This is a genomic window from Streptomyces vastus (assembly GCF_039532825.1).
GTDB lineage: Bacteria > Actinomycetota > Actinomycetes > Streptomycetales > Streptomycetaceae > Streptomyces > Streptomyces vastus.
The window spans coordinates 1-16,071 of sequence record NZ_BAAASJ010000027.1 but is presented as its reverse complement, the minus strand read 5'-3'; the positions used below and the strand labels follow the sequence as shown (position 1 = coordinate 16,071).

The window sequence follows — 16,071 nt, the reverse complement described above, 5'->3', positions numbered from 1 at the left end:
TGGAGACGTAACGCACACGTAGGTTGGGCGCACAAGTTGAGCAACCGTGCCTGAATCGGCGTATGGAAGGTGGAGGGGAATCCGCCCGCGAAGCCCCTCCACACTGGAGGTATCCCACCCGTGACCATCACCAAGGCGGCCCCGCCCCGGGGCGATCGGCGCGATGTGGACGGGCCGCGGGGGTCGCGGGTCGACTCGTCGCTCGTCCTGATCATGCTGCTGCTCGTGGTGGTGGCGTTGCAGGGGCCGATCCGCGAGGCCGTGTCCACGCCGGTGATGCAGAGCTGGATGACGGTGTTCGTCGCGGTGGTGGTGCAGGCCCTGCCGTTCCTCGTCCTCGGCGTCCTGCTGTCGGCGGTCATCGCGGTGTTCGTCCCGGCGTCGTTCTTCGCCCGCGCGCTGCCGAAACGGCCGGCCCTGGCGGTACCGGTCGCCGGGATGGGCGGGGCGGTGCTGCCCGGCTGTGAGTGCGCTTCCGTGCCGGTGGCCGGGGCGTTGGTGCGCCGGGGCGTCGCGCCCGCGGCGGCGTTCGCGTTTTTGCTGTCCGCTCCCGCGATCAACCCGATCGTGCTGACCGCCACCGCGGTCGCGTTTCCCGGCAAGCCGGAGATGGTCCTCGCGCGGTTCGTGGCGAGTCTGCTGGTGGCGTGCGCGATGGGCTGGCTGTGGCAGCGGCTTGGCCGCAGCGACTGGCTGCGTCCGCCGGCCCGCCCCGAGTCGGAGGGCCTGGGCAAGGGGGCGGCGTTCTGGGGGTCCGTACGGCATGACGTGATGCACGCGGGCGGTTTCCTCGTCGTCGGCGCGATGGCCGCGGCCACCCTGAAGGCCGTGGTGCCGGCGAGCTGGCTGCAGGCCACGGCCGACAACCCCGTTCTCGCGGTGCTCGCTCTGGCGGTCCTCGCGGTGCTGTTGTCGATCTGCTCGGAGGCCGACGCGTTCGTGGCCGCGTCCCTGTCGCAGTTCTCGCTCACGGCGCGGCTGGCGTTTCTCGTGGTCGGGCCGATGATCGACCTGAAGCTGTTCGCCATGCAGGCGGGCACGTTCGGCCGTGGCTTCGCGCTGCGGTTCGCCCCGGCGACCTTCGCTCTGGGCGTGCTGATGTCGGTCCTGGTCGGGGCGGTGCTGCTGTGAGCCGGCAGGCACAGGCAGCGGTGCTGTTCCTCATCGGCGGGGCGCTGTTGCACGCGAGCTTCACCGATCTCTATCTGCGGTACGTCAAGGCCGGTCTGCGTCCGCTGCTGCTGGTGGCCGGCGTCGTCCTGATCGTCGCCGCCGTCGCCACCGTCTGGTACGAACTGCGACGGCCGCGCGCGGCCAAGGGGCAGGCCGCAGAGAATCCGTCGCAGAACCAGTCCGGGACCGAGCAACACGACGGGCACGGTCACGCCCACCGCGAGCCGCGCATTGCCTGGCTCCTCGCCCTGCCCATCCTCGCGCTCATCCTGGTCGCCCCGCCCGCGCTCGGCTCCTACAGCGCCATGCGCACCGGCACGACCCTGCAGAAACCCTGGGGCTTCGCCGACCTTCCCGCGGGCGACCCGGTACGGATGAGCCTCGTCGACTACGCGGGCCGCGCGGCCTACGACCGGGGGCGCTCCCTCCACGACCGGCAGGTCAAGATCACCGGCTTTGTCGCCCTGGACCGGGGCGGTACGCCGTACCTCGTCCGTATGGCGCTCAACTGCTGCGCCGCCGACGGCCAGCCCGTCAAGGTCGGACTGGCCGGAAAGACTCCTCCCGTCCTGCAGCCCGACACCTGGCTCGAAGTCACCGGCACCTACACCGGCAAACGGACCAAGGATCCGGTCAACGACGGTGTCATCCCCTTCATCAACGTCACCGAGGCCACACCGGTCCCGGCCCCGCGCGATCCGTACGACGAGGGCGGGGGCGGCTGAGCGTCGCGTCATCGGCCACGGCGCTCACCCGCCGTGCTGCGGGCGTCGGCGCCGCGCTCGTCCCACGGCACGGAGTCGTCCCACCGCAAGGTGTAGGTGCGCCCTTCGACGCCCCATTCACCGGCCGGCGGCTTCAGCCCGGCGTCGATGGCCCGCAGCGTGGGCCGGCCGATATGGGCGTACACCAGTCGCCGCACGCCGTACCGCACGGCGTGCTCGCTCACGGTCCGTACGCACATATGGCCGCCCACGCCGCCCCGGAACCGTATCGGCCGGTCCCAGGCGGCGGCCTCCGCGAACATCAGGTCCGCCTGGGCCGCCCACCGCGGGAACTCCCAGAACTCCGGCGCCCAGACCACGACCAGGGCGCCCGCCTCGATGCGATAGCCGTACGCGGGATGCGAGGTGTGCGCCACCGGGCAGCAGCGCACCCGTACCGCACCGAACTCCAGGTCACCGGCCCGCACCGATGCGCCTCGCGCGGCCGCCTGCCGTCGCAGTTCCGACCGCAGTTCCGCCTGCTCGTCGGTGACCAGCCAGGCGTCGAGCCGTCCGGGCGGCGGCTCGGCCCCGGGCCCGCCGTCGAAAGCCACGCGGTGCCCGGGGCAGCCCAGCAGCAGACCGGCCGGGGCGAACCGCGGCGAGTTCATCGCGCCCACGCCGAGGAGGGTCAGCCGCAGCAGGTGATTCATCGGCCGGCCTCCGTCCCCGTCGTTCCTTGCACAGCGGCCGGGTGCAGGAGTGCGAGTGCGCCGTCGGGATCCAGGGTGATGTGGACCGAGTCGCTGATCCGGTCGAGAGTCGTGCACAGCCAGTCCCGGTCCTCGTCCGTCGCGGGCTCCAGCCGCATCCGCCGGACCCGCAGCGGCACCATGCGCAGACCGGCCAGCCGCCCGGTGTCCGCCTCCACCGAGACGAAGTAGGCGAGCCGGAGGTCGTCGCGGTACTGCTCGTAGCCGGAGATGCCCTCGTAGTCGTCGATGAAGTCGCCGCAGCCGTAGAGGATCAGCCGGTCGCGGTACACCTCGATGGTGCGAGGATGGTGCGAGGAGTGCCCGTGGACGACGTCGACGCCGCCGTCCACGAGAGCGCGTGCGAAGCGGATGTGCTCCCGGGGGATGCGATAACCCCAGTTGGAGCCCCAGTGCACGGAGACGACCGTGATGTCACCGGGCAGCTTCTCCTGCCGCACTCGCCGGACCGTCTCGGCGGCAGCGGCGGCCGACGGCTCCGCGACATGGGCGACACCGGGCACGTACTCGGTGGCCGCCCAGCCGGGGGGGATGCCGCTGGACGCCGTCCCGAGGGCGAACACCAGCACGCGTGCGGTGCGGCTGACGGTCACCGTCGCGGGCGCATGCGCCTCGTCGGCGTTGCGCCCCGCTCCGACCGCCCGCAGCCCCGCCCGGTACAGCGAGTGAAGCGTCTCCTCGAGGCCGAGGTGGCCGAAGTCCAGCACATGGTTGTTGGCCAGGACGCAGACGTCGGGCCGGGCCACGGCCAGGGCGGGCATGTTGGCCGGGTGCATCCGGTAGTGGATCCCCTTGCCCGGCTCGAAGGTGTCGCTGCGGGTGACAGCCGTCTCCAGGTTCACGATCCTGACATCCGGGGCGGCTTCCTCCAGTACCTGGAGCGCGTCGCCCCAGGGCCAGGAAGGCTCGACCGGCGCGGGGATCGGGCCGTTCACGGCTTCGGCAGACTCGACGTAGGAGCGGGCGTCGCGAACGTAGCCTTCGCGCAGTGTCGGGTCACCCGGATGCGGAAGGATCTGGTCGACGCCGCGCCCGAGCATCACATCGCCGCAGAGGAACAGCGTCACGACGCCGCCGCCCATGTCTCAAGCGTACGGAAATCGGTTGACGGGTGAAGTGCTGGACCGTTCGTATGGCGGTCGGCCGGGACCTCACTGCAGGAAGGTGCTCATGGGCGGCGGAGAATTGCATGCGGACGAGATCGACATCGATGTGCCTGGGGTACGTCGACTGATCGCGGCGCAGTTTCCGCAGTGGGCGGATCTTCCGCTCGAGCGGATCGAGTCCGCCGGTACGGCCAACGCAATGTTCCGGCTCGGCGGGGCCATGGCCGTGCGGCTGCCCCGTGTCGCGGGGGCGGCGGGCGATGTGGAGAAGGAGCACCGGTGGCTCCCCCGGCTCGCTCCCTCACTTCCGGTCGCCGTTCCCGTACCGCTGGTCATGGGAATGCCCGACGAGGACTATCCATGGCCGTGGGCCGTCTATCGCTGGCTCGACGGCGAGACTCCGGTCGTCGGGCATATCGCCGATCCCGGCCTGCTGGCCAAGGATCTGGCCGAGTTCGTGGCCGCGTTACGCCGGATCGATCCCGAGGAGGGGCCTGCCTCGTACCGGAGCGAGCCCCTGGCCGCGCGCGACGCGACGACGCGTGCCGCGATCGGGGAACTGCGTGCGGTCGTCGACGCCGACGCGGCGACCGCCGCGTGGGAGGCGGCACTGAACGCCCCCGCGTGGCCCGGTCCTGCGGTCTGGATTCACGCGGACCTGCAGCCGGGGAACGTACTGATCGCCGACGGTCGGCTCAGCGCCGTGATCGACTTCGGCTGCGTGGGCCTGGGCGATCCGGCCGTCGATCTGATCGCGGCCTGGTATCTGCTGCCGCACGAAGCACACGGCGTCTTCCGCTCCGCTCTGGAGCGCGATGACGCCGCCTGGGAGCGGGGCCGCGGCTGGGCGCTGTCGATCGCGCTCGACGAACTGCGCTACTACCGGGACACGAATCCGGTCATGGCGAGCATCGCGCGACGCGTCATCCACGCGGTTCTCACCTGTACGTGATGCTGGAAGAGCTGTAGCGGCAGTGGGTGCCGTCCGCGCCGCTGCCGAGTTTTGTCGGTTCGTCGCCGGAGTCGTTGCCCTGGAAGCGTTCGCAGACGTTCATCTCGCCGCCGACGATGGTGATGGCGGAGAGGTCGGCGGTGTCGCCGTAGTTGGCGTTGACGCCGACCAGCGACTGGCCGGGGCCGGTCGCCTTCACGTTGCTGACCACGACATGGCGCTCGTACTGGGTGTCGCAGTTGCCGCAGGACCGGTAGAGCTTGCCGAAGTTCTCGACCTGGAAGTTCTTGATCGTCACGGTGCCTGCGCCATTGTGCTGGAAGACCTTGTCGTCGGCGTTCCTCGCGCCGCCGCCGTCGATGGTGTACCTGGCCGAGGCAGACGTGCCCTTGAAGGTGGCGGCGTCCTCTCCGACGTCCTCCCACCACACGTTCTGCAGGGTGCAATTGCCCAGGCAGTGAATGCCGTCGGCGGCCGGGGCACCCAGGATGACGTTCTTGAGCACGGCGCCGTCGGCCAGCTCGAACAGGGCGTCCTGGTCCTCGCCCTGGCCGCCGCCGCCCAGTTCGCCGGAACCGGAGTAGCGCTTCATACCTCCGTCGTAACTGCCGGAGACCTCGATGGTGGCGGACACCGGCTCGCCCGCCGGGGCGTTCGGCCATGCGCCGAGGGCGGTGCCTCGGGAAGGCGTACGAGGGCGGGTCGCCGAAGCGGTGGGGGCGGCGCGTCTGCTCGGTGACGCCGAGGGCGAGGCGGACGTGGACGGGGATGCCGAGGGCGATTTCGATGACGAGGGGGACGACGACGGGGACGGGGATGTCGTGGGCGTCGGAGCCACGTCGGACACCGCTCTCAGGCGCCAGTTCTTGCTGCTCTCCCCGTCACAGGAGTCCTGTTGCGCCAGGGCTCCCCTGAGGTCCAGGCACTTGCCGCTCTTGGCATTGACAAGGTGGTACGCCTCGCGGACCTCGGTCGTCTTCCAGACCTGTGAGCTGCCGTCGTCGCAGGCCTGCTGCTGCACGGCCGTGCCGTCCGACGTCGACGCACCCTTCACGTCGACGCACAGACCGCCGGACGCGGACTTCACCCCGAATCCCTCGCCGGATTCCGTGAGTTGCCACGTCTGGCCCGCGGTGCCGTCGCATGCCGCTCCGCCCAGCCGCGCGCCGCTCGACGGCTCGGTCAGGCACGTACCGTCACCCGCGTTCACCAGCTGGTACATCCCGGCGTCGGGTCCCGACGCGGAGGCCGACATGAGCACCCCGCCGACGATCGCGCCGCAGGTCAGAACCGCGGCCAGCGCGCTGATCAGTACGTTTCTTCGGCGGTTCGACTGATTTCGCCGCGGCCCGCGATGGGCTGCTCTCCTACCCACGTCGTTGCTGTCCTTCAGGGGTGTGCAGTTCGGGTCGGTCCCGCACCCCTCTGTCGCCACCGGTCGCACAAGGGTTGCCGCCCGTGGCCGAATTCGTACGTTGTCCGCTACGCGGCTGCGCCCAGGCGCTCGACGAGGTCGTACCAGCCGGCCTCCAGTCGCTCCATGGACACCCCCCGCTCGTTGAGCAGGTGGTCGGCGAGGAGGGTGCTGAGATAGCCGAGCAGCGTGTGCGCCACGAGTTCGATGTCACCGGGCGCCTTCAACTGCCGCAGCAGCAGGGCGACATGGCCGAGCCTGAGGTGATTCGCCGGGCTGAGGTAGTGGCGAGCCAGGTCGGCGTGGGCGGCCAGGTAGAGGTCGCGGTGGGCGCGTTCGTGGCGGATCACGGCCGGGCCGAAGGCGCGCAGGCGCTCGGCGGCGGGCGCGTCCGGCCCCAGCGGGGGCGGCCCCATGAGGAAGGCGGACTGGAGCTGCTGCTCGTGGTGGTCCAGGAGGGCGAGCATGAGCCCGGCGCGGTCGCCGAACCGCCGGAAGACCGTCCCCTTGCCGACTTTGGCGGCGGTGGCGACGGCCTCCATGGTCACGTTCCCGATCCCGCGCTCGGCGGCGAGTTCGGCGGCCACTTCCAGCAGGCGCGTGCGGTTGCGTGCGGCGTCGGCGCGCAGCCGGGGCCGCTCCTCGGTCGGGGCGAGGGTGAGATCCACCTGTCCGGAAGGTGGTGCCTGCGCGGTCGGAAAGAGTGGGAGCGGCTCGGTCATGGCTTCAGCGTAGCGCCGCGGGGAATGAAGTGGACCGCGGTCCGGTTACTTGCGGACACAACTGGACCGCGGTCCGGTTAGGTGATACAACATTCAACGGACCCCGGTCCGCTTGTTCCGGCCCCACTCTTTTCTGGAGTACCACCCATGTCTGTTCGCATCCTCGCGCTCGTCGGCAGCCTCCGCGCCGGTTCGCACAACCGCCAGCTCGCCGAGACTGCCGTCAAGCACGCTCCCGCCGGTGTCGAGATCACGCTCTTCGAGGGCCTGGCCGAGGTGCCGTTCTACAACGAGGACATCGACGTCGAGGGCAGCGTTCCCGAGGCTGCGGCCCGGCTGCGCGCCGTGGCCGGTCACGTCGACGCCTTCCTGCTGTTCTCGCCGGAGTACAACGGCACCATGCCGGCCGTCCTGAAGAACGCGATCGACTGGCTGTCCCGCCCGTACGGCGCCGGCGCGATCTCCGGCAAGCCGGTCGCCGCGGTCGGCACCGCCTTCGGCCAGTACGGCGGCGTGTGGGCGCAGGATGACGTCCGCAAGTCCGCGGGCGTCGCCGGTGCCACGGTCCTGCAGGACGTCAAGCTCTCCATCCCCGGCTCGGTCACCCGCTTCGCGGAGACCCACCCCTCCGACGACGACGAGGTGGTCGCCGGCCTGACCGAGGTCATCCAGCAGCTCTCCCAGGCCACGCCCGCCGCGGCCTGACACCGGCAGCCGGCCCGGCGGAGGCGCGAAGCGGGAGCGCGCCACCGCCGGGCAGCCGCGATCGCCCCACTCGTTCCCCTCCCCCGCAACGCCGTCAGTCCCGGCGGAAGATCGTGATCGAGTGGCCGACCTCGTCGATCGGCCTGCTGGACTCGATCAACGCCTCGAGCGGCCCTCCGGGCTCGGCCTTGGCGACCGCCGAATTCGAGACGACGAGCAGCCCGCGCACCTCCTCCGGCTTCACCTTGAACGGATCGCGGGCGTCGATGCCGTAGTACGACGGGACTCCGCTGCCCTTGTAACCGAGCCAGACCCGCTCATCGGGGTAGCGCTGCCGGAGATGCTCGGCCAGCCGTCCCAGATCCTGGCCCCAGTCGACGTTCGAGTCGTGCAGGTGCAGGTGGGTCTTCGCAGTCCCGCCGAACGCCTCGTTGGAGTACGGCAGGTAGTACGGGAAGGTCCGCAGCGAACTGACCGCGACGAACACGACCAGCGCCGCCGTCATCCCGTACGCCCACCGTGTGCGGTGAATGAGTACGCAGGCCGCGGCGACGGCCAGGAACATCGGCAGGAAGACGGCGTACCGGACTCCGAAGCCGCGAGACCCGTCCAGGAGCACGGCCATCAGCACCGCCGGGAGCAGCAGCAGGTACGGTGCCGCGGGCCGGAGGCGGCGAGCCGTCAGCAAGGTCACGGCACCCCCGGCCCACAGCGCGAGCATGCCCAGCGGTGTCTTCACCAGCACCGCGGCCGGCAGGTAGTACCACAGCGAGCCGAAGTAGCGTCGGCCGAACAGGAAGCCACCGCCCTTCGTCGAGTACTCGATGCCGAACTGGATGCGCATACCGTCCCGGTACGGCTCCGGCACGGGCAGCCAGGCGGTGAGGAGGCCGCGCTTCCCGTCGATGTCCGGCACATTCCTGGGTGTCGTCCAGGGCGGGCGCGGGTCGACGGCCAGGTAGGCGGACCAGACCACGGCGATGGCGACGAGCGCCACACCGGCCGCGGCCAGGACGGCGTACGCGACGAGTCTCGGCGTCCCGCGTCGGTCGGGGCCGGGTGTGCGACGCGCCGACCAGAACGACCAGGCGGCCAGAAGCAGCAGCACCGGCGCCGCCGCCAAGGTGTTCATGCGTGTCGCCAGAGCCGCGCCGAGTGCCAGACCGGCCGGCGGGAGGTAGCGGAACGGACGGCCGCGGGCCCGCCAGAGCAGCCACGCCGAGGTCAGCAGGAAACCGGCGGCGGGTACGTCGAGTGTGGCCAGCGATCCGTGCGCGATGACATCGGGAGAGAACGCGTAGAGCGCGAGCGCCGCCACCCCGCCCGCCGCACCGACGAGATCGCGTGCGAACGCGAAGACGACCAGGCCGAACAGCAGGGTCAGCGCGATCATCGGCAGTCGGGCGAACAGCATCACTCGCCACGGATCGTTGCCCGACTCGTACAGCACATGCCGTCCGAGGGCGGTCTGGTCGCCGGTGAAGCCGGGGGCGAGATGCACATCGGTGAACGCCAGGCCGGACGCGATGATCAGCTTGCCAAGCGGCGGATGCTCGGGGTTGTGGCGGAGGTCGCGCTGCTCCAGGTAGACCTGAGCCGTCCCCACGTACACGGGCTCGTCTATGGTCGGCGTCTGCTCCACGGCCGTGGTGATCATCGCGGCGGCCATCTGCGCCAGCAATACGGCCACGAGGAGCGGGAGCAGCCATCGCCGGTGCCGCCGCAGCAGGTCGAAGCGGCTTCGTAGGCTTCCGACGGGCGCCGGGGCGGGGCGGTCGTCGGGAGTGGGCGCGGTGGCGGTCGGTCCGGCGTGCCTGATCGCCATGAACATCGGCATACGCATGACTACGTCCGTCCCGTACGAGACTGCTCATCCCGGGGCGTATCGTCCGCCCGGCGCCCCGTACAGAACACCCCTTCATGCCTGATAAGCCATCAGATCAAGTCACTTGCCGGTTCCGGACACGGCTTCCGTCGGCGTGGACTAGATTTCAAAGGCCCTCGGACCCAGGCCTGAATCCCCGAGGGCGCTGTGAGAAGAATGCTGGAGCGGCGCATGCATGTGTCCGAAGTTCCGTCCTCGGCTCTGCCCTTGATGCAGGGAGGGCTTGCCGACAGTCTCTTCGACACGGCCGAGCGCATACCGTTGCTTCCGCAGATCGCGCGCCGTTCCGAATCCTCTCCCCCGACCTGGTCGCCGGTGACCGCGGTCGAGTTGCGGGACGAAGTGACCGACCTGGCCAGGGGGTTCATCGCGTCCGGGCTGTATCCGGGACACCGCGTGGCCATCATGGCCCGTACGCGCTACGAGTGGACCGTGCTCAGCTACGCACTGTGGGCGGTGGGAGCCGAGATCGTCCCGATCTATCCGACCTCGTCGCACGATCAGGTCGCGTGGATCCTGCGCGACGCGAACTGTGCGGGTGTGATCGTCGAGGACGAGCAGGGCCTGATGACGGTCGGCTCGGCGTGCGCCGCACTGCCGCAGCTGCGCCACGTCTGGCAGTTGGACGCCGGATCCCTCGCCCAGCTCGTGGAACTGGGCCGGTCGGTACCGCTCTCGGCCGTCGACTCGATGCGCCGGATCGTGCTCCCCGACTCGACCGCGGTCATCGCGTACACGTCCGGCACGACAGGACATCCCCGAGGGTGCGCCCTGAGCCATCGCAATCTGGCGAGCCCCTGCGACTCCCTGCTGGCCGGCTGGGCCCACACGACGGCGCCGCCCGGCCGGCAGCCGGCCATCCTCGCCTTCCTGCCCTTCTCCCATGTGTACGGCCTCATGATCCAAGGGATCTGTGTCCGCGGCGGTCTGCTGCTGGGGCACGAGTCCGAGATGAGCGAGGAGGCACTGTCCGAAGCCTTCCTGTCTTTTCGCCCCACTTTCGTCTTCGGCGTCCCGTTCGTCTTCGAGAAGATCTACAAGAGCTTCCTGCGCAAGGCCCAACAGACGGGTCACGGCGCCCTGTTCGACCGTGCGGCGCGCATCGCACGGCGATTCGCCGGCGCGGTGGAACGGCAGCAGCTGGGAACGGGTTCCGGGCCCAGCTTCGAACTGCGCGCCCAGCACGCCTTCTACGAGCGGACGGTCTATCGGAAACTGCGCGCCGCACTGGGCGGAAGAGTATGCGGCGCCTGTTCGGGCGGCTCGCCCCTGAACCGGCAACTCGCCCTCTTCTACTCGGGAATCGGGATCTTCATCCACGACGGATACGGACTCACGGAGACGAGTGGCGGGATGACCGCGCAGCCCGTCGGGCGGCACAAGTTCGGCACCGTCGGACGCCCTCTGCCGGGCATGGAGGTCCGCGTGGCCGAGGACGGGGAGATCCTGGTGCACGGCCCCTCGGTCTTCCAGGGTTACGTCAATGACCTGCCCGGCACCCGGGAAGCGCTCCGTGACGGCTGGCTCGCCACCGGGGACATCGGCCGGCTCGACAACGACGGGTATCTGGCCATCACAGGGCGCAAGAAGGACATCATCATCACGAGCAGCGGCAAGAGCGTGGCTCCGGCGGCCCTTGAAGAACGTCTCCGGGTCCACCCGCTCATCCATCAAGCGGTCGTCGTGGGTGACAACCGCCCTTGTGTGGGGGCCCTGATCACCCTGGATCCGGACTTTCTCGCTCACTGGCGCTCGAGCCTGCCCCTGGGCGGCGAGGCGTCGAACCGGAACGTACGAGAGCAGAACGCCCTGCGGGAAGAGGTCAAGCGCGCGATCGCGGCGGCCAACAGCACGGTGTCCCGCTCCGAATCCATCCGCGTCTTCCGCATCCTCCCGGAGCCCATCGACCCGGCCACCGGGCTGATGACACCGTCGATGAAACTGCGCAGGGACGCCATCGCACACCACTTCGCGGCCGAGATCGACGCGATGTACGCGACCTCGAGAGCCGCACGACGCAGCCCGGCCGTCGAGTCGTGCACCTGGGAGGACGACAACGTGTTCCGGTGAGGCTTCCCGGGGCACCAGGGCGTCACACGGGTGGCTCGGTCCCGCATGCGGGGGCCAGGAGCGGCGCCTAGAAAGGCGGATATCGGAGTCTCGTGCCGCACGTCAGGGGCGTGACAACGTCCGCTGACCTTCGTAGGAGCCGAGTATGACAACCCGTTCGCCGTTCCCGCCCGACCACTCCGGCATACCTGTCGAGGATGAGGCCGACGCACCCCCGCCGCCGACGGCACCACCCGTCTACCACCTGGGATCCGCTGCCCCGGCGACGGAGGACGATCCGGCCGTCGCGCCCCCGCCACGCCCGCTCGGCCCTGTGGTCATGCCGTTCCTGGACATGCCGGCCGCGGCCGGAGAAGGCGACCTCGGCTTCGAGGAGTTGGACACGGATCCGGTCGGGGGACTGGTGCATACCGCCGCCGTCGACCGGCCGCTGGACGAGGTCATCGAACTCATCAAGCTGCTCGAGGAGTCACCGGAGTACGCGAGCGCCACGGTCGACGCGCTGCGGGCGGTCGGCAGAGACCGATCCGTGGAGGACGTGAGCCGGATGGTGACCGAGCTGACCCGGCCGCCGAGGAAGGCCGACAGTGCCGACGAGGCGATCCGCGCCGCAGCCCGGAGCCGCCCCGTGGAGGACGTCACGCGGCTGATGGCATTCCTGCACTTGTCCCCGCTGGACCCCCACTGCGCGGAAGAGGCGGCGCGGGCCGCCGCCACGAGCCGGCCGGTGGAGGAACTCGTGCAGCTGATCGGCTGCCTGGCCCATGAGCGGGAAGTACGTCCCGAGCGGCAGCCGGTGCGGGAGGCGTCGGGGCGGTCCGCCGCCGGATCTCCCACGGCTGGGCCCGAGGAGCGACCGGCCGCTGTGCTGGGTGCCGTCGGCCACGCGGTCCCCACAAGGCGCGAACGGACCGCGAAAGACGGCGTTCCCCCTGCCTGGCCGCTGTGGGTCGCAGCCGCCGCGCTGGTCGTGTGCGGCCTCGCCCACTTCCCGCCGGATCGCGGCAGCGCGTCGGCGGGCGCCTACGGCTTCGCCGTGGGCGCATCGGTCCTGTGCGTCCTGCTGGCTTTGGCTTTGACCTTGGCCCCGGCTCTGTTCCGCAAGGGCCAACTACCGGTGCTCGCCGCAGGTGTCCTCCTGCCGACCGCACTGGCCGTCGCCCAACTGCTGGAGGGCCAGATCAACTCGCCGGGCCTGACCAGTGCCCTGGACATCACCATCGCGCCACCGTGGGCGGCCAATCTCGCGGCCGTACTCGCCGCGCTGGCCTGCCTGACAGCCCTTCTCACGCTGCTGTCGTCACCGGGTGAAGAGGAGGCTGGATCCCGTTAGGCCCCGACCTCCTCGCTCAGCGTCCCGCCGCCGTTCACGAAACATTCGTGAACGGCGGCGATTACTTTGTGGAATCGAACCGCAGACGACTTAAAGACAAAGCGGAGTCCCCCCTCCTGCGACCCGTTGACTCCGTGAAATGGCAGCCGCACGTTCTGCGCAGTCATTCGGAGTGCCACCCGAAAATTTTCGAATTCGGGCACGCTCGGATCAACTTGAGTCTCACCGGTACGTCCCACGCAGCACACTCAGCACAAAGCACATGCAACCGGAAGGAAGACCTGGAAGACCCGAAGGAAGAAGGGAGAAATGCCATGAGCACGCCCATCAGTCACGAGTCGGTGCCTGTGCGCCGGCGTGCTCGGCGGCGGCTGAGGGGTGACGGCTTCAACGGCCACGAGCGCGTGGCGCGGCGACCCGGTTGCCGCGCCACGTCGCCACGTACGACACCACCTGCCTCAACAGCGGAATGCCTCAGCAACCCCTGGGCGTTGAACAGCCCATGTCCAACGACACAAACCAGGACGCCCTGCTCAAGCTGCTCGGCGAGTACGACGGTGGGGTGCTGGTCACCCTCAAACGCGACGGACGACCTCAGCTGTCGAACGTCAACCACGCGTACTACCCCGACGAACGGACCGTGCGCGTCTCGATCACGGACGACCGTGCCAAGACGCACAACATGCGCCGGGATCCGCGGGTGTCGTACCACGTGACCAGCGAGAACCGATGGGCCTACACCATCGTCGAGGGTGTCGCCGACCTCTCCCCCGTCGCGCGTGATCCGCACGACGAGACGGTCGAGGAACTCATCCGGCTCTACCGCGACGTGCAGGGCGAGCATCCCGACTGGGACGACTACCGCGCCGCCATGGTCCGCGACCGCCGCCTCGTCCTGCGCCTACGGATCGAGCGTGCGTACGGAGCGCCCCGCGCCCGCTGACCGAAGAACGGCCGCGCTTTCGCACCGGCGGGGCTCAGAGGTGGGTACGCGGCACGGATCCGGTCGGCGTGCCCTCCGAATCCCTGGCGCGGGCGTCCGCCGTCGCTGCCGTGAGCAGGCTCGTCGGCGCGGAACCGGCCAGGGCGGGCACCGGCGCCTCGCGGGGCATGGGGCGTGCCGTACGCAGGCTGGGGGCGGGGCGGATCGGGACCAGCGGAGCGCGCTCGATGGCGCGGGCCCGGCGCGAGAACCAGATGATCTTGCCGCCGGTTCCCGTCGCGCAGCAGCCCCAGCCGTCGCTGACGGCGGCGATGTGGGCCAGACAGCCCGGTTGGGCGTGCTTCGGATGCAGGTCCGCGTCGTTGTCCGCGATGGCTGTGATGAGGTGCCGGCCGGTCCACCACATCTCGATGGTGGTGCTCTTGTCCTCGGCGTGCTCGTCGATCGTGTGCAGCAGCACCTCGGCGCAGTGACAGACGGGCTCGACGAGGTCGTCAAGGTTCCAGTACCGGAGGTGGGCGGCCAGAATGCGCCTGACCTGTGCGACCCGTTCCGGGCTGACCTCCACGTCGAGGTGGTAGTAGCAGGGCACTACGGTCTTCATCGTCGTTGGCTCCTCACCGGCGAAGCTCTCGCTCCCCCTCGCCCTTGCGGGCCGAGCCCCGAATACGAAGCGTGAGCGTTGGTCGCTCCTGAGTCACTCCTGAGTCACTCCAGGGTGAGAGTGCTACTCCGTTCGTGCAACACGAGAGGCAGGACGAGGCAGGAGCGCACACATGTCGTTGAAGAGACAACAGGACGTTCTGTGGCACCGCGTGCACCATGAGTGAAGGCTCGACTTCTGTAACCGGTCGGCGCCTCTCCGTGCACGGCCTTCGCGCATCGTCCAGGTGAACCGTGCGCACCCCGCGAGGAGGAAGGTGACCAGGAGATGCTGCTCCCCGCCAAAGCCGAGGTCGCCAGGCATCTGGAGCAGTACCGGGCCTGGGAACGCCTGATGCTCGCCGCCCCCACGGACCGCACGGCGCGGGACAACTTCGAGAGCACGGGCTACACCCTGTGCGTGCTCATGGGGAAGCGCTGCGCCCGGGAAGCCGCCGACGCCGCCGAGCGCTACCTGGGCGCTGATTTAGCGGTGTACTTCGCACACCGAGGCGGCAGGACCCACCGCCGAAACGGCGGCCGCAGGACGGCGGCCATCCGACCGACGGGACTCACGGCGGCGCCGACGCGATAGGCGGACTTCTCGAGGCCCGGGGCGGCACCGCGCCCCGCCAGGGCGCGGGGCTGAATCAATTTGCGGCTCCGCCGCAGGGCACGACCAGCCGGACCCGCAGCTTCGAACCGCATGTCCAGCGGAGCGCATGAGTGGGAGGTGAAACCCATGAACCGGAACCAGGCCGACGGCCACGCCACCATGGGTCGCGTCCCCATCCTCGATGTCCGCCCGGCGGTCGAGTGCGGCAGACGCCCGGCGAAGGCGGTCGTGGGAGAAACCTTCCAGGTCACTGCCACGGTTTTCGGCGAGGGCCACGACGCGGTCGCCGCCAATGTCGTGTTGTACGACCCGAGCGGACGCCCCGGTCCCTGGACCCCGATGCGCGAACTCGCCCCGGGCAGCGACCGCTGGGGCGCCGATGTCACCCCGGACGCGATGGGCCATTGGACGTACGTGGTGGAGGCCTGGGCCGACACGGTCACCACCTGGCGTCATCACGCGCAGATCAAGATCCCGGCGGGGATGGACACGGAGCTGGTCCTTCAGGAGGGCGCGCTGCTGTACGAGCGGGCCGCCGCCGGAGCTCCGGACAGCGCGGCGGTACGCGCCGCCGCGCAGGCACTGCGCGACAAGTCCCGGCCCCCGGCCGCCCGTCTCGCGGCTGCCCTGACCCCGGACGTGGACGCCGTTCTCGCCGAGCATCCCCTGCGTGACCGGGTCACCAGGTCGGGTCCGTTGCCGTTGTTGGTGGAGCGGGAGCGGGCGTTGTACGGCTCGTGGTACGAGTTCTTCCCGCGCTCGGAGGGCGCCGTCGTCGAGATGGGCAAGCCCACGGTCAGCGGCACCTTCAAGACCGCCGCGCGGCGGCTGCCGGCGATCGCCGGGATGGGTTTCGACGTGGTCTACCTGCCGCCTGTCCACCCCATCGGCACCACCTTCCGCAAGGGCCCCAACAACACCCTCAACGCCGGACCGCACGACGTGGGCGTGCCGTGGGCGATCGGCTCCCCGGCCGGCGGCCACGACGCGATCCACCCGGACCTGGGCACCCTGGAGGACTTCGACGCCTTCG

At 70.0% G+C, this 16,071-nt stretch carries 15 protein-coding genes; 9 read left to right on the top strand and 6 right to left on the bottom strand.

Annotation, left to right across the window (positions count from 1 at the left end; genetic code table 11):
- The first annotated feature begins 120 nt into the window (after positions 1–120).
- Positions 121–1,131: a permease gene (locus ABD357_RS12455; RefSeq protein ID WP_344389788.1), complete on the top strand. Its 1,011-nt coding sequence runs from the start codon at positions 121–123 to the stop codon at positions 1,129–1,131.
- Positions 1,128–1,898: a TIGR03943 family putative permease subunit gene (locus ABD357_RS12450; protein ID WP_344389786.1), complete on the top strand. Its 771-nt coding sequence runs from the start codon at positions 1,128–1,130 to the stop codon at positions 1,896–1,898. Before ABD357_RS12455 ends, ABD357_RS12450 begins: the two co-directional genes overlap by 4 nt.
- An 8-nt stretch (positions 1,899–1,906) precedes the next feature.
- On the opposite strand, the gene ABD357_RS12445 is transcribed toward ABD357_RS12450, so the two are convergent.
- Both ABD357_RS12445 and ABD357_RS12440 read right to left on the bottom strand, forming a co-directional pair.
- Positions 1,907–2,590, bottom strand: a complete 684-nt coding sequence (locus tag ABD357_RS12445; protein WP_344389784.1) for an MBL fold metallo-hydrolase — start codon at positions 2,588–2,590, stop codon at positions 1,907–1,909.
- Positions 2,587–3,732, bottom strand: coding sequence for a CapA family protein (locus ABD357_RS12440; RefSeq protein ID WP_344389782.1), 1,146 nt, complete (start codon positions 3,730–3,732; stop codon positions 2,587–2,589). The genes ABD357_RS12445 and ABD357_RS12440 overlap by 4 nt, the downstream gene beginning before the upstream one ends.
- Before the next feature lie 88 nt (positions 3,733–3,820).
- Here ABD357_RS12440 and ABD357_RS12435 point away from each other — a divergent pair, with 88 nt between their 5' ends.
- Entirely contained in the window at positions 3,821–4,708 is an 888-nt protein-coding gene (locus tag ABD357_RS12435) for an aminoglycoside phosphotransferase family protein (RefSeq protein WP_344389780.1), read from the top strand.
- On the opposite strand, the gene ABD357_RS44650 is transcribed toward ABD357_RS12435, so the two are convergent.
- Positions 4,695–5,963 carry a pectate lyase gene (locus tag ABD357_RS44650; protein ID WP_425584834.1) on the bottom strand — a complete coding sequence of 423 codons (1,269 nt, stop codon included), beginning with the start codon at positions 5,961–5,963 and terminating at the stop codon, positions 4,695–4,697. The two genes, ABD357_RS12435 and ABD357_RS44650, sit on opposite strands and share 14 nt — an antisense overlap.
- 227 nt (positions 5,964–6,190) lie before the next feature.
- On the bottom strand, positions 6,191–6,844 hold the full coding sequence (locus ABD357_RS12420) for a TetR/AcrR family transcriptional regulator (RefSeq protein WP_344389779.1): 654 nt from the start codon (positions 6,842–6,844) through the stop codon (positions 6,191–6,193).
- 147 nt (positions 6,845–6,991) lie between these two features.
- Here ABD357_RS12420 and ABD357_RS12415 point away from each other — a divergent pair, with 147 nt between their 5' ends.
- Entirely contained in the window at positions 6,992–7,549 is a 558-nt protein-coding gene (locus tag ABD357_RS12415) for an NAD(P)H-dependent oxidoreductase (protein ID WP_344389778.1), read from the top strand.
- A 94-nt stretch (positions 7,550–7,643) separates the two neighbouring features.
- Here the strand turns inward: ABD357_RS12415 and ABD357_RS12410 are convergent, their stop codons facing one another.
- The gene (locus ABD357_RS12410) at positions 7,644–9,374 is read right to left on the bottom strand and encodes a phospholipid carrier-dependent glycosyltransferase (protein WP_425584832.1); all 1,731 of its coding nucleotides are present in this window, start codon (positions 9,372–9,374) and stop codon (positions 7,644–7,646) included.
- Positions 9,375–9,605: 231 nt separating this feature from the next.
- Here ABD357_RS12410 and ABD357_RS12405 point away from each other — a divergent pair, with 231 nt between their 5' ends.
- The 3 genes from ABD357_RS12405 (at position 9,606) to ABD357_RS12395 (ending at position 13,780) form a co-directional block, all read left to right on the top strand.
- On the top strand, positions 9,606–11,504 hold the full coding sequence (locus ABD357_RS12405; RefSeq protein WP_344389777.1) for an AMP-dependent synthetase/ligase: 1,899 nt from the start codon (positions 9,606–9,608) through the stop codon (positions 11,502–11,504).
- Between the two features lie 145 nt (positions 11,505–11,649).
- A complete protein-coding gene (locus ABD357_RS12400; RefSeq protein WP_344389775.1) occupies positions 11,650–12,837 on the top strand; it encodes a hypothetical protein in 1,188 nt (395 codons plus the stop codon).
- A 502-nt stretch (positions 12,838–13,339) separates the two neighbouring features.
- A complete protein-coding gene (locus tag ABD357_RS12395; protein WP_344389774.1) occupies positions 13,340–13,780 on the top strand; it encodes a TIGR03618 family F420-dependent PPOX class oxidoreductase in 441 nt (146 codons plus the stop codon).
- 34 nt (positions 13,781–13,814) lie between these two features.
- Here ABD357_RS12395 and ABD357_RS12390 read toward each other — a convergent pair whose 3' ends face one another.
- The gene (locus ABD357_RS12390) at positions 13,815–14,384 is read right to left on the bottom strand and encodes a pep a2 (RefSeq protein WP_344389773.1); all 570 of its coding nucleotides are present in this window, start codon (positions 14,382–14,384) and stop codon (positions 13,815–13,817) included.
- A gap of 327 nt (positions 14,385–14,711) precedes the next feature.
- Here ABD357_RS12390 and ABD357_RS12385 point away from each other — a divergent pair, with 327 nt between their 5' ends.
- The gene (locus tag ABD357_RS12385) at positions 14,712–15,017 is read left to right on the top strand and encodes a DUF5133 domain-containing protein (protein WP_344389771.1); all 306 of its coding nucleotides are present in this window, start codon (positions 14,712–14,714) and stop codon (positions 15,015–15,017) included.
- A 147-nt stretch (positions 15,018–15,164) separates the two neighbouring features.
- On the top strand, positions 15,165–16,071 hold a 907-nt coding region (locus tag ABD357_RS12380; RefSeq protein WP_344389770.1), incomplete at its 3' end, for a maltotransferase domain-containing protein.

Excerpts from the sequence above, each read along its gene's own strand:
- ABD357_RS12445 (WP_344389784.1), bottom strand. The coding sequence starts at position 2,590 with ATGAATCACCTGCTGCGGCTGACCCTCCTCGGCGTGGGCGCGATGAAC.
- ABD357_RS12440 (WP_344389782.1), bottom strand. The coding sequence starts at position 3,732 with ATGGGCGGCGGCGTCGTGACGCTGTTCCTCTGCGGCGATGTGATGCTC.
- ABD357_RS12435 (WP_344389780.1), top strand. The coding sequence starts at position 3,821 with ATGGGCGGCGGAGAATTGCATGCGGACGAGATCGACATCGATGTGCCT.
- ABD357_RS44650 (WP_425584834.1), bottom strand. The coding sequence starts at position 5,963 with ATGTCGGCCTCCGCGTCGGGACCCGACGCCGGGATGTACCAGCTGGTG.
- ABD357_RS12420 (WP_344389779.1), bottom strand. The coding sequence starts at position 6,844 with ATGACCGAGCCGCTCCCACTCTTTCCGACCGCGCAGGCACCACCTTCC.
- ABD357_RS12415 (WP_344389778.1), top strand. The coding sequence starts at position 6,992 with ATGTCTGTTCGCATCCTCGCGCTCGTCGGCAGCCTCCGCGCCGGTTCG.
- ABD357_RS12410 (WP_425584832.1), bottom strand. The coding sequence starts at position 9,374 with ATGGCGATCAGGCACGCCGGACCGACCGCCACCGCGCCCACTCCCGAC.
- ABD357_RS12405 (WP_344389777.1), top strand. The coding sequence starts at position 9,606 with ATGCATGTGTCCGAAGTTCCGTCCTCGGCTCTGCCCTTGATGCAGGGA.
- ABD357_RS12400 (WP_344389775.1), top strand. The coding sequence starts at position 11,650 with ATGACAACCCGTTCGCCGTTCCCGCCCGACCACTCCGGCATACCTGTC.
- ABD357_RS12395 (WP_344389774.1), top strand. The coding sequence starts at position 13,340 with ATGTCCAACGACACAAACCAGGACGCCCTGCTCAAGCTGCTCGGCGAG.
- ABD357_RS12390 (WP_344389773.1), bottom strand. The coding sequence starts at position 14,384 with ATGAAGACCGTAGTGCCCTGCTACTACCACCTCGACGTGGAGGTCAGC.
- ABD357_RS12385 (WP_344389771.1), top strand. The coding sequence starts at position 14,712 with ATGCTGCTCCCCGCCAAAGCCGAGGTCGCCAGGCATCTGGAGCAGTAC.